At 32.0% G+C, this 12,957-nt stretch carries 10 protein-coding genes; 6 read left to right on the top strand and 4 right to left on the bottom strand.

The features are described from left to right. The first annotated feature begins 88 nt into the window (after nucleotides 1–88). Both H2650_RS14775 and H2650_RS14770 read left to right on the top strand, forming a co-directional pair. A complete protein-coding gene (locus H2650_RS14775; protein WP_370566881.1) occupies nucleotides 89–1,393 on the top strand; it encodes an amidohydrolase family protein in 1,305 nt (434 codons plus the stop codon). Between the two features lie 9 nt (nucleotides 1,394–1,402). Beyond that, nucleotides 1,403–1,780 (top strand): PH domain-containing protein, encoded by a 378-nt coding sequence (locus tag H2650_RS14770; RefSeq protein WP_188051592.1) that lies wholly within the window; start codon nucleotides 1,403–1,405, stop codon nucleotides 1,778–1,780. A gap of 80 nt (nucleotides 1,781–1,860) precedes the next feature. Here H2650_RS14770 and H2650_RS14765 read toward each other — a convergent pair whose 3' ends face one another. Further along, nucleotides 1,861–3,708 carry a CocE/NonD family hydrolase gene (locus H2650_RS14765; RefSeq protein WP_188051591.1) on the bottom strand — a complete coding sequence of 616 codons (1,848 nt, stop codon included), beginning with the start codon at nucleotides 3,706–3,708 and terminating at the stop codon, nucleotides 1,861–1,863. Nucleotides 3,709–4,377: 669 nt separating this feature from the next. Here H2650_RS14765 and H2650_RS14760 point away from each other — a divergent pair. Genes H2650_RS14760 through H2650_RS14745 form a run of 4 tightly spaced genes read left to right on the top strand, consistent with a single transcriptional unit; the run spans nucleotide 4,378 to nucleotide 8,175 of the window. Further along, entirely contained in the window at nucleotides 4,378–4,812 is a 435-nt protein-coding gene (locus tag H2650_RS14760) for a GNAT family N-acetyltransferase (RefSeq protein ID WP_188051590.1), read from the top strand. A gap of 6 nt (nucleotides 4,813–4,818) precedes the next feature. Then, the gene (locus H2650_RS14755; RefSeq protein ID WP_188051589.1) at nucleotides 4,819–5,961 is read left to right on the top strand and encodes an amidohydrolase; all 1,143 of its coding nucleotides are present in this window, start codon (nucleotides 4,819–4,821) and stop codon (nucleotides 5,959–5,961) included. Then, entirely contained in the window at nucleotides 5,951–7,102 is a 1,152-nt protein-coding gene (gene alr / locus H2650_RS14750; protein ID WP_188051588.1) for an alanine racemase, read from the top strand. The genes H2650_RS14755 and alr overlap by 11 nt, the downstream gene beginning before the upstream one ends. Beyond that, nucleotides 7,102–8,175: an alanine/ornithine racemase family PLP-dependent enzyme gene (locus H2650_RS14745; RefSeq protein WP_188051587.1), complete on the top strand. Its 1,074-nt coding sequence runs from the start codon at nucleotides 7,102–7,104 to the stop codon at nucleotides 8,173–8,175. The genes alr and H2650_RS14745 overlap by 1 nt, the downstream gene beginning before the upstream one ends. A gap of 111 nt (nucleotides 8,176–8,286) precedes the next feature. Here H2650_RS14745 and H2650_RS14740 read toward each other — a convergent pair whose 3' ends face one another. Genes H2650_RS14740 through H2650_RS14730 form a run of 3 tightly spaced genes read right to left on the bottom strand, consistent with a single transcriptional unit; the run spans nucleotide 8,287 to nucleotide 12,947 of the window. After that, nucleotides 8,287–10,323, bottom strand: coding sequence for a protein-disulfide reductase DsbD (locus H2650_RS14740; protein ID WP_188051586.1), 2,037 nt, complete (start codon nucleotides 10,321–10,323; stop codon nucleotides 8,287–8,289). After that, complete coding sequence (tilS, locus tag H2650_RS14735; protein WP_188051585.1) at nucleotides 10,323–11,633, bottom strand: tRNA lysidine(34) synthetase TilS; 1,311 nt, start codon at nucleotides 11,631–11,633, stop codon at nucleotides 10,323–10,325. Before tilS ends, H2650_RS14740 begins: the two co-directional genes overlap by 1 nt. Nucleotides 11,634–11,645: 12 nt before the next feature. Further along, complete coding sequence (locus H2650_RS14730; RefSeq protein WP_188051584.1) at nucleotides 11,646–12,947, bottom strand: anthranilate synthase component I family protein; 1,302 nt, start codon at nucleotides 12,945–12,947, stop codon at nucleotides 11,646–11,648. Between the last annotated feature and the right edge of the window lie 10 nt (nucleotides 12,948–12,957).

Raw genomic sequence — 12,957 nt, 5'->3', positions numbered from 1 at the left:
TTAGTTTTTGTCTTTACACCAGATGCAACTGAATTGAAATCTTACTAAAGCTTTAAAATTATTGAAGCAATAATAAAAAACAAATATGATGAATAAAAAAATATATCTTTTACTATTGGTATTTAGCATATCAATACTGACAAAAGCGCAACAAACTCCTGCTGCAGCACAATCAAAATCAGTTTTGATTATGAATGCTACAGCCCATTTAGGAAATGGCAAAGTTATAGAAAATAGCGCTATAGGATTTGTGGATGGAAAAATAAACTTAGTTGCCGATGCTACCTTAATTCGTTTAGCTAAAGATGCTTACGACATTACAATTGATGCGGGTGGAAAACACATTTATCCAGGATTTATCGCACCAAATTCCACATTAGGTTTGGTTGAAATTGATGCCGTAAAATCATCTGATGACGAAGGAGAAATTGGTGAAATGAAGCCACACATTAGAAGTATTATTGCTTATACAGCAGATTCTAAAGTAATAGAGACAGTAAGACCAAACGGCATTTTGATGGCACAAATAACACCTCGCGAAGGAAGAATTTCTGGTACCTCATCAATAGTTCAATTGGATGCCTGGAACTGGAAAGATGCTTTGATAAAAGAAAATGACGGGATTCACTTGAATTTTCCTGCTACATTTAAAAGAAGTGGATCTTGGTTTGAACCAGGAGGAATTGAAGCAAATAAAGATTATAGTAAGCAAATTGCTGAATTAGCCTCTTTTCTGGCTGATGCTAAAGCGTATTTAGGGGCTAGTTCTAAAGAAAGAAATTTAGTCCTTGAAGCTACCAAAGGATTATTTGACGGAAGTCAAACACTATTCATTAATGCGAATGATGAAAAGCAAATCACAGATGCGGTTCAATTTTCTAAAGAAAACGGCATTAAAAAAATGGTTATAGTTGGAGGTTATGAAGCCTACAAGGTTGGTGAGCTATTACAAAAAAACAATGTAGGTGTTTTTCTTAGACGAGTACATGAAATGCCAGAAAATGATGATGATGATATAGATTTGCCTTTTAAAGCTGCTAAATTATTGACCGATAAAGGCGTTGTAGTAGGTTTAGAAAATAGTGGATCTCACGAAAGAATGAATACAAGAAACTTACCTTTCTTAGCCGGAACTTGCGCAGCTTATGGACTTGATAAAGAGGAAGCATTAAAATTAATTACTTCAAATACGGCTAAATTACTTGGAATTGATGCGCAATGTGGTACCTTAGAGCAAGGAAAAGATGCAACATTATTCATTTCTGAAGGAGACGCACTAGATATGAGAACTAACAAATTGACAAATGCCTTTATTCAAGGTAGAATGATTAGTTTAGAAACGCATCAAACAAAGTTGAACGACAGGTACAAAACAAAATACAATCAAAAATAAACGAAAATAATGGGACTATTTAATGCCATAATGGGCAATGCTTCTGAAGTTACTATTGATAATGTTGCTAAAGAATTTGAACCACTTTTAATAGATGGTGAAACAATAGAAAAGGCTTACAAGCTTATAAGAGACATGTTCCTTTTTACTAATAAAAGATTAATTCTTGCTGAGAAACAATTAGTTGGAACTAAAGTAGAATACATGACAATTCCGTATTCGAGTATAAAGAAATTTTCAAAAGAAAGTGCTGGAATATTAGACATGGATGCCGAACTGAAAATTTGGTTAAATCATGATAATGCTCCAATTATCAAACAGTTCGGAAAAAGTGAAAATAATATTAATGAAGTTTATAAAATATTAAGTCAACACACTTTAAAATAAAATTACAAACTAATATTAAAAAAGCACCAATTGTACTCTTTTACAATTGGTGCTTTTTTTGATTTCAACTCAACTAAAATTTATTTTAAAACAGTAAACTCAATTTTTGAATCATTATAAATTCTATGCGTTTGCTTTTGGAAATCTTCTGGCTTAGCGTAAAAAATATTATCAACAAAAGTCTGCGGATTCAAATCGATCAAAGGAAACCAAGTGCTTTGAACTTGAATCTGTATTTTATGCCCTTTTTTGAAAGTATGAAAAACATCTTGTAATTTGATATTTACGGCCGTTTTCTCATTGGCTACAAAAGGCTCCGGTTTTGAAAAACTATTTCTAAATCGGCCTCTCATTACTTCACTTCTAACCATCATGTGGTAATTACTCATTTTTAAATAAGGTGCAATTTCCTTTGTTTCTGGTTCATCATTAGGAAAAACATCAATTACCTTAACGATCCAATCTGCATCTGTTCCTGTCGTAGCTACTTGAAGTTTCGCTAAAATGGCACCAGCTAAAGTAGTATCATCAGTTAGCACTTCGGTTTCAAACACCACTACATCCGGTCGTCTAGCAGCAAAACGTTGATCATCCGTCATATATTTTCTTGGTGTCATGCCTTGTTGTTTGATATCCTCAGAGTAAGGAACTGGCTTTTTAGGATCACTAACAAACTCTTCAAAAGCTATATTTCTTTTGGCCATAGTTGTCAACTTATTTTCTTGCAAAAAGAAATCCTGTTTCACTGTATTTTTTGGAGGCCAAGCATCAAATGTTTTCCAATCTTTTATACCTGAATCAAAAACATAAGCTTCAGGCAATTTGTTTTCTCCTTTACCATTATTTTTTAAGAAGTGACGGAAGAAATTAGCTTCAATATTTTTCTGATAAAATCCAGAAATACTATCTCCAAAATTAATATTACCAATCACTTGTTTTGGAGAGTTTCTAGCCCAATCACCATGACTCCAAGGTCCCATAACGATTGTATTGTAATTTTTACTATTCTTTTCAATTGTAGAATAAGTATTTAATGGTCCGTACAAATCTTCTGCATCAAACCAACCTCCTACAGTCATTACAGCTGGCTTTATATCTTTTAAATGTTGTAAAATACCGCGTTTTTGCCAGAAATCATCATAACTTGAATGCTCTTTTAATTGCTGCCAAAATTCGTTATCTTTTCCATAAAATTTGTCTAGATTAGATAATGAACCCGCATCTAAAAAAAACTGATAATCATCATTAGTTCCTATTTCAGGAAATTTAAACCATGAATCTGTAGTACGCTTTGTTTTTTGCGGACCAAATAATGGTGTTACTTTCCAATAACTCAAAAGATAAGCACCATTATGATGAAAATCATCAAAAAAGAAATCTGAAATACAAGCTTGTGGAGAAACTGCTTTTAAAGCGGGGTGATTACTTAACAATGAATAAGTAGCATAAAATCCTGGATATGAAATTCCCCAAGTTCCAACATTTCCGTTATTGTTAGACACATTTTTTACCAACCAATCGATGGTGTCATAAGTATCTGATGCTTCATCAATAGCCGTTTTTCCTTTTTTATTGGGAACAAAAGCGCGCATATTATCATATAAACCATCACTCATATACCTTCCGCGAACATCTTGATATACTACAATGTAGCCCTCTTTCATCATGGTTTCGCTTGGAGAAATACTTCTCTTTAGCTGACCTTCGCCATAAGGACCCGAATTATAAGGCGTTCTTTGCATAATAATTGGATACTTTTTAGTAACGTCTTTTGGCGAGTATATTGCAGTAAATAATTCTACGCCATCACGCATTTTGATGTGTACTTCTTTTTTAGTGTAATTATCAGCAACATACGTGCTGGCATTACTTTGAGCGAAAATAAACACACTAAAAAAAAGTACGCTTATAGTTAATAGTTTTTTCATAAATTTTTTTGAATTTAAATAGTTTTTAAAGATAAATAAACTGTTTCAATATTCTGTGATCACTTTAGATTTTTTAAAATTATGAATTACAATTTCACACAAAAAAAGCACTATACAAATTTATTAAGACTTCGTTTTAGAATAAAGCACTACTCGGTTAAAGACTAATTTTAAGCTAAATATCCATTTTTATTACCAAATTGAAATAATTCATTAATTTTTTCATAAATGAATAACATTATCAAATTAAAAACAATAAAAAAACACGTAAACAACTAACTATAAATACTTTAAAACCTTTAATAATTTTTAATTTTTATATCAAATTAAACAAATAAAACATTTGTTCAGATTCAGAAAAACACACTAAAGCCATTTTATAGCTCATAAAGCGGATTTTTATCTTATCTTTGTGAAATACCTAATTATGTTTTGCAGTTTATTTAAGTTCTTTTTTAAAACTTTCAACTCAAAACTAAGATTTTATTTTTCAGACAAAACACTGAATAAATCTTAACTATTTTTTGCAGATTTTCTGCATCTTTTGCCTTTAGAAAAATTCTAATTACAGGCTAATAAATAATCAAAATTAAGTTTTACTAAATGGCTTTCATTTACTGAAAGTCAGCGAATAAGTATTGCTTATAATTTAATATTAAATTATATAAAATGGAATTCAAGCAAATTAATAATACCACTGGAGAAAATACAATCTATTCGAATAAAACCATTGCTCAGTTTCTATGCACCCATTTAGAACAGTACGGAGATACTATCGAGGATATTACAAAATGTATAGATTATGTAATGAACCCTAATAAAGGGGGAAATATTGTGGTTGGAATTGATGATCAAAAAATTGTAGGTGTTGTGATCCTAAACAATACTGGAATGAAGGATTTTATTCCTGAAAATATTTTAGTTTATATCGCTGTAGATAATTCACAGCGTGGAAAAGGATACGGAAAGCAATTAATGCAAAAAGCCATATCTATTGCTGAAGGGAATATTGCTCTTCATGTAGAATCTGATAATCCCGCTAAAAAATTATACGAAAGTTTAGGATTTACTAATAAATACCTAGAAATGAGATTGATTAAATAAATCAAAATGGAAAATTTAAGCGCACTTACAATTTTACGTAAAGAACTACATCAAAATCCAGAGGTATCAGGAAACGAATTTAATACAGCCAAACGTATTGTTTCCTTTTTACAAAAGTATCCTCCGGATGAGATTATTACAGCAGTTGGAAAAACGGGCATTATTGCAACCTATAATGGTAAGAAAAAAGGTAAAACGGTACTTTTTAGAGCGGAACTAGATGCTTTACCCATAGAGGAAACCAATCTGTTTGAGCATAAATCTTTAAATAAAGGAGTTTCTCATAAATGCGGACATGATGGCCATAGTGCAATTTTATGTGGTTTAGCTCAAAAACTACATGCTGAAAATCCTGAATTTGGAACTGTTATTCTAGTATTTCAACCAGCGGAAGAAGATGGTAGTGGTGCAAAAAAAGTGGTAGAAGATAATCGTTTTCAAAATATAAAACCAGATTATGCTTTTGCTCTTCATAATTTACCAGGTTTTAAAATGCATCAAATCATCGTTAAAGATCATATATTCTCTTGCGCAGTCAATAGTATAATTATAAAGTTAAAAGGAAAAACAGCTCATGCAGGTGAACCTGAAAAAGGGTTCAATCCAGCTATGGCTATTGCAACTATTATTACTGAATTTAATGCTTTAATTCAAAGTGATATTGCTAAGAACAATTACTGTTTGATTACCCCAATTTATAGTAAATTAGGTAAAAAAGCATATGGCGTTTCTGCAGGTATGGGAGAAATTCATTTTACAATACGAAGTGACAGTAATTTAGAAATGACAAACATTGAAACTACCTTAGAAAATTTAGCCAAATCAATTGCTAAAAAAAATAATTTAAAATGTAAAGTCAAATGGACTCAAAGTTTTAAGGCGAATAGAAATAACATAGAGGCTGTAGAATTAATTAGAAGAGCTGCTAAATACAATTCATTAGACATACTAGAAAAAGAATATCCTTTTACATGGGGAGAAGATTTTGGTTTGTTCACAGAACACTATTCTGGTGCCATGTTTGGAATTGGATCTGGAATTAATACTCCTGCCCTACACAACCCTGATTATGATTTTCCAGATGAAATTATACAAACTGGAGTCAATATGTTTCATCAAATAAGCAAACAAATTACTGATGCATACTAATTCAATTATAGAACTTAGTGAAACGGCGTATCAAAAAAACGTCGATTTTTTAAAAACCACTTTTGGTAAAAAAGTAATCGTTTCCTCTGTGGTAAAAGGAAATGCTTATGGCCATGGTATAGCAGAGTTTACAAGTATGGCTTATAACTGTGGAATTAATCACTTTTCAGTTTTTGATGTGCAAGAAGCAAAAGCAGTCAAAGAAGTATTGGAAGATAAGGTTACTGTAATGGTTATGGGTTTAGTGAATGATGAAGACATGCAATGGGTTATTGAAAATAATGTTGAATTCTTTGTTTTTGATAAAAGCCGACTCAATCAAGCAATAAAAATTTCAAAAAAAAGCAATAAAAAAGCAATATTACATATTGAAGTCGAAACAGGAATGAATCATACTGGTTTTGATAAAAAAGATCTAAATGCAGTAATTTCGATAGTAAAAAAAGAAATACAACATCTTTATTTAAAAGGACTTTGTACGCACTACGCTGGTGCCGAAAGCGTCGCTAACTATTACAGAGTTGATAATCAAATTAAGAAATTTGAAGAGATATATGAGTTGTTTTGTAAAAATGACTTAAAGCCAGAGATGAGACATTCTGCTTGTTCTGCTGCTTCAATTATGTTTCCTCAAACTAGAATGGATTTAGTTAGAATTGGAATAATGCAATACGGTATGTGGCCGAGTCCAGAAGTATTTGTAACCTATTTGCAAGCTAAAAAAAATAAAATTGATCCTTTGCAACGAGTAATCAGTTGGAAAAGTAAAATTATGAGTGTAAAGAATGTACAAACAGGTGATTTTATAGGATATGGAACCAGCTTCATGGCCAAACGAAACATGAAAATTGCAGTAGTACCTATTGGTTATTGTCACGGATATAGTCGATCTTTAAGTAATCAAGGTCGTGTGCTAATACACGGGCAGCGGTGTACTGTTGTAGGATCTGTGAATATGAATATGATGACAGTAGATGTAACCGATGTTGATATTGCTAAAAAAGAAGATGAAGTAGTATTGATTGGCACTCAAAAAACACTGGCAGTCTCAGTTGCTTCATTCAGTGATTTTAGCAACCAACTTAACTATGAATTATTAACACGGATTTCAACAGCAATCCCACGAAAAATTAAACAATAATGGCCTTTATAAAATTATATAGAAAAAAACTAGAAGAAAATTACGCTTTTCTTGACAACACTTTTAAATCCAGAAACATAGAATGGGGTGTCGTTTCAAAACTGTTATGTGGTAATAAAATTTACTTAAAGGAAATCATCGCTTTAGGTGTACGCGAAATTCATGACTCTAGAGTTAGCAATTTAAGAAAAATTAAAGCACTTGATCCTGAAATTCAAACGGTTTACATCAAACCTCCCGCAAAGAGAAGCATAGAAAGTATTGTACGTTATGCAGACATCAGTTTTAATACTGAAATATACACCATACAATTACTTTCTGATGAAGCTGTGAGACAAAATAAGATTCACAAAATCATCATAATGATAGAGATGGGCGATTTGCGTGAAGGTGTTATGGGCGAAGAATTAATTGCTTTTTATGGTACAATTTTGAAGATGCCTAGTATTGAAATTTCAGGAATTGGAACTAATTTAAATTGCCTAAGTGGAGTTATGCCAACACAAGACAAACTAATTCAGTTGAGTTTATACAAACAATTAATTGAAGCTAAATTTGATATTAGCATTCCGTTTGTCTCTGGTGGAACTTCCGTTGCCATTCCGTTAATACTTAAAAATGCAAATCCGATGGCTGTAAATCATTTCCGAATAGGAGAAGCACTCTTTTTTGGTAAAGATTTATTTACTGGTGACACAATTGAAGGAATGCATAATGATGTTTTCAAATTATTTGCAGAGATCATAGAAATTACGGAAAAACCCAATACACCAACAGGAGAATTAGGCGAAAACGTAGCAGGAAATTCCTTTTCTATGAATGATGTAGAAGATTTGGGAATAACTTCTTTACGAGCCATTTTAGACATTGGATTATTAGATATGCAACCCCAATATATAGAATCTGATGACGCTGATATTACTATTGTAGATGCGAGTTCGGATATGTTAGTAATAGATATTTCTAATTCTAAAAAGAACTATAAAATTGGAGACCTTGTAGCTTTTAAAATAAGATATATGGGTGCATTATATCTTTTGAATTCGGATTATATAGAAAAAACAATAGAATAGAAAAGTTCGATATTGATTTCCTTTATTACCTCAAAAAAAATGCGCTAAATTCCATCATAAATATATGGAGCTTAGCGCAATTCTTTTATAAAATAAAATCTAGAAGTTTTTTTATTTGGTCTTTTTATAACGATCAATTCCTTCTCTTAACCATCCTTTGTAAGCGTTGATATCCGAATTATAACTTTCTGGCTTATCAGACAGCATATTGCCGTCATTGTCTAAAATAATATAATACGGTTGTGCATTTGCTTTGAACTTTGTGATTTGAAAATCACTCCATTTATTCCCTACACTTGTAATTTCTTTCCCCGTTTCTTTAGAAACATATTGCTCGTTTTGAGGCAATTCTTTTTTATCATCAACATACAAAGAAATCAATACCACTTCACCTTGTAATATTTTAAGAATATTAGTATCCGACCAAACGTAGTCTTCCATTTTTCTACAATTTACACAAGCATAACCTGTAAAATCTAATAAAATAGGTTTGTTTACCGATTTTGCATAAGCGACTCCTTTGTCGTAATCATCAAAAGCTATTAAATCATGTGGTCCTAAATGTGCTCCATCAGGTAAAACTTGTGTTGATGCATTTGATCCTCCTTTTGAACCAGAAACGCCATAAGGGCTTTCGCTATAGGTCATTGGTGGTGGAAAACCAGAAATCACTTTTAAAGGTGCTCCCCAAAGACCCGGAATTAAATAGATTGTAAAAGCAAGAACTACTAAACCAAATGATAATCTACCCACCGAAATGTGTGTCATTGGACTATCATGAGGTAATGTAATTTTTCCGAATAAATAAAATGCCAATGTTCCAAATATTGCAATCCAAATGGCTAGAAAAACTTCTCTTTCTAAGAAATGCATTTGTAATACTAAATCCGCATTAGATAAAAATTTGAATGCCAAAGCCAATTCTAAAAATCCTAATACAACTTTAACGGTATTCAACCACCCACCCGATTTTGGCAATGAGTTTAACCAACCAGGGAACATAGCAAATAACATAAACGGTAAAGCTAAAGCTAATGAAAATCCAAACATACCAATAATTGGTGCAATTCCGCCTTTAGAAGCAGCTTCAACTAAAAGTGTTCCTACGATTGGGCCAGTACAAGAGAAAGATACAATTGCTAGCGCTAAAGCCATAAATAAAATACCGATCATTCCTCCTCTATCGGCTTGACTATCTACTTTATTTGCCCAAGAATTTGGCAACATTATTTCGAAAGCTCCCAAAAAGGAAGCCGCAAAAGTTACTAATATGATAAAGAAAATGATGTTAAACCAAACATTAGTAGACAGAGCATTTAGCGCATCAGCACCAAAAATACCAGTTACTACCAATCCTAATATTAAATATATCGCTATAATCGAAATTCCGTAAATAATAGCATTGCGAATTCCTTTTGCTTTTGTTTTACTTTGTTTTGTAAAAAAACTAACGGTCATCGGAATCATCGGAAATACACAAGGAGTAAGCAATGCAGCAAATCCAGATAGAAAAGCAATAAAGAAAATAGACCACAATCCTCTTTTCTCTGCGGGTTTATTATCATGCGGAACTACTTTTTCTGGTGCAACAGTATTCGTAGTTACTTCAGGCGAAGCTGATGTAGCCGCTGTAGTTGTTGTATCTACTTTTGCAGCTTCAATATCAACTGGAAGTACTGTTTCTGAAGTCGCAATTGCTGAAGCTGGGATTTTGAACGTGAAGTTTTTTTCTATATTAATACAAACCTCTTTACAAACTTGGTAATTAAAATCGACTTTAACTTCAGTTAGTTTTGGGTTAGTAATTGAAATTTCTTGTCGCACTTGACCTTTCTTTTCAAAAAAGGTTTCGTTAACTTCAAATATATCATTATAAGCAGTCCTCGTTTTGCTTTCTATTGCTTTACCTACTAAATTAAAATTTCCTTTTTGATTTTTAAAAGTAATCTCTAAAGGAAGTGGTCCACCGTCTGGAGTAGTTTGTGAATACAAATGCCAATCGTTTTCTATAACGGCATCAAATATTAAAATATAATTCGTTTCTGATTTTTTTTCAATTTTAGTAGTCCATTTGGCTGGATCTAAAATCTGAGAATTTCCTTTGGCAAAAGCCAAAAAAGCGATAAGTATAAATAATAATTTCTTCATTAGTCTAATTGTATTTTAAGTATATTCTTTGTTGTATTATCAATTTTAAAGCGTTCATCTTGACGAAAACCTATTATCCAAACGATAGTATTATTGGAACATAAAAGCCAAGTATTTTCTTTTTCTAGCAATGATAATTTTTCATCTTTAAAAAACTTACTTATCTTTTTTGATTTTCCATTCATACCTAAAGGTTGAAATTGATCTCCTTCGTTCCAACGACGTAAAACCAATGGATACTCTAATTTATCAGAATCGACAAATATAGTTGTATTTGAAGCGATACTAATATCGGTTGCTACCGAAAAGGAAATATTTAAGGGAATATTAACTTCTTTTTGATCTTGATTGATAAAATATTCCTGTTTTTCATTTGAAAAATCCAAAGGACTCAAGATTAAACTTTCTCTATCTTTTAGCAATCGATAATTAGCCGATAGCACAAATTTACCGGATTGACTTTCTACTAAATCATAAATATCATTCCATGCTGTAAATCCAAATTCATTTAACCATTGGTACAAATACGATTTGTAATTGGGTAATTTCATTAATTTTTTTAAATCAAAACTAATATTTTCATCTTGTTGAACTGCCACTTGTTGGTAAATCATAATAGCAGCATCATCTACCATATCTTGGGCTTCCTGCAAATAACTTTGTGTTTTATGAAAGGACAATAAAAAATTAGGATTTAATTCCTTTAACAGCGGAACAAGATGGTGTCGAATTTTATTTCGAACATATTTATCAGAAGCGTTACTGCTATCTTCTCTCCATTTAATAGCATTTAGTCGCGCATATTCTTCTAAATCGTGTTGAGTAAAGGCCAAAAGCGGACGAACTACATTTTCATTTTGTTCTGGAATACCCGTTAATCCATCTAAACCCGTACCGCGAGATAAATTAATCAGAAAGGTTTCTAGATTATCATCTGCGTGATGTGCTGTTACAATATAATCGTAATTTTCTGTTTCCAGTAATTCATAAAACCAATTGTATCGCAATTCTCGAGCGGCCACTTGTGTAGAAAGTTTGTAATCGGCTGCAAAAGCTTTCGTATCGAATTGAGTAATATATACCGGAATACCATTTGCATCAGCGTAATCCTGAATGAATTTTTGATCCTCAAAACTCTCTACGCCACGCAATTGAAAATTACAGTGTGCAATACCTATTTTATAATCCAATTGCTCCAATAAATGCAACATAACCATGCTATCTATTCCGCCACTTGTAGCAAGAAGCAACTTTTTATTACTTAAAAACTTAAATCTATCTAGCAGATGATTTTGGAACTTTTGTAGCATTTTCAAATTTAATTAATTCGTATTTATAGATTCCATTACCTCACGCATTGCTTTTGCTTTAAGCAAACATTCCTCATATTCTTTTTCAGGAACAGACTGCGAAGTAATCGCACTACCTACTGAAAAAGACACATATTTTTTTTCTTGATTGTACAAAATACTGCGAATAACCACATTGAAATCGAAGTCGCCACTTGGCGTGAAATAACCTACCGCTCCACTGTACAAACCTCGTTTTGTTTCTTCGAGTTCTTCAATAATTTTCATGGCTTCTATCTTGGGTGCTCCTGTCATACTTCCCATTGGAAAACTAGTTTTAATTACATCGATAGCAGCATATTGCGCATCTAATTTTGAAGTAATCGTAGTAATCATTTGGTGTACCTGCAAGAAAGAATAAATACCACACAACTCTTTTACCTCAACGCTTCCTTTTTGTGCCGTTTTAGATAAATCATTCCGCACAAGATCAGTAATCATGATATTTTCTGAGCGTTCTTTAGGATCTAAAGCCAAATCATTTTTTGATTTTTCATCGGCTATTGGATCTAAAAAACGTTTTGAGGTTCCTTTTATAGGTTGCGAAATTATATTTTCGCCCTCTTTTCTTAAATAACGTTCTGGTGTTGCAGAAAGTAAAAAATGCTTGTTATTTTTAAAAAAAACAGCCAATGGTGGTTGTGATATGGCATTTAGTGTACTAAACTTTTCAAATGGATTAATCATTGCATTATCGGCAAAGAATTCCATGCAAAAATTAGCTTCGTAAATATCTCCACGATGAATGTGCTCAAGCACTTTTGTGACTTTTTCGAGATAATTCTCTTTAGAAATTCGTTGTTGAATACTTATTTTTGATGCTAATTCTTCTCGAGCAATTTCAGTTTCTGTTATTTCTTTAAAATCTGTTTCTACCTCATCATCACAGCAATTTAGGTATTGTATTTCTACTTGATTTCCTTTAAGTAAAAACAACTTCTTAGGTTGAAAGAAAAACAAATCAGGAAAATCTAATCCATCAAAGTTTCTGGAAATTAAAGACTCGGTATTATTTTTTAAATCATACGATAAATACCCAAAAAGCCAATCTCTGGTTGTTTGCTGATATTGTTTTAAATCTTCGAAAGCATTATGATAATCGGTTTTTATAGAAGTAAATGCATCCAAAGCAACCAGACAATCATAACTAGAATAGTCTTGTGGATAATCATTGCTATCCAAATAAATGATTTCTCGAAATTGTTGCGACCAAAATAAAAGCTGTTGCTTAAACAATTTTGGATTTTGGATAGACTTATGGATTAAAGTTCTCAAAAATAGCTGT

The sequence above is a fragment of the Flavobacterium sp. GP15 genome (genome assembly GCF_014281985.1).
Taxonomy (GTDB): domain Bacteria; phylum Bacteroidota; class Bacteroidia; order Flavobacteriales; family Flavobacteriaceae; genus Flavobacterium; species Flavobacterium pygoscelis.
Note: the sequence above shows the minus strand (reverse complement) of the source record. Positions and strands in the feature narration are given on the sequence as shown.

Coding starts and splice junctions, on each gene's coding strand:
- H2650_RS14775 (WP_370566881.1), top strand. CDS start 89: ATGAATAAAAAAATATATCTTTTACTATTGGTATTTAGCATATCAATA.
- H2650_RS14770 (WP_188051592.1), top strand. CDS start 1,403: ATGGGACTATTTAATGCCATAATGGGCAATGCTTCTGAAGTTACTATT.
- H2650_RS14765 (WP_188051591.1), bottom strand. CDS start 3,708: ATGAAAAAACTATTAACTATAAGCGTACTTTTTTTTAGTGTGTTTATT.
- H2650_RS14760 (WP_188051590.1), top strand. CDS start 4,378: ATGGAATTCAAGCAAATTAATAATACCACTGGAGAAAATACAATCTAT.
- H2650_RS14755 (WP_188051589.1), top strand. CDS start 4,819: ATGGAAAATTTAAGCGCACTTACAATTTTACGTAAAGAACTACATCAA.
- alr (WP_188051588.1), top strand. CDS start 5,951: ATGCATACTAATTCAATTATAGAACTTAGTGAAACGGCGTATCAAAAA.
- H2650_RS14745 (WP_188051587.1), top strand. CDS start 7,102: ATGGCCTTTATAAAATTATATAGAAAAAAACTAGAAGAAAATTACGCT.
- H2650_RS14740 (WP_188051586.1), bottom strand. CDS start 10,323: ATGAAGAAATTATTATTTATACTTATCGCTTTTTTGGCTTTTGCCAAA.
- tilS (WP_188051585.1), bottom strand. CDS start 11,633: ATGCTACAAAAGTTCCAAAATCATCTGCTAGATAGATTTAAGTTTTTA.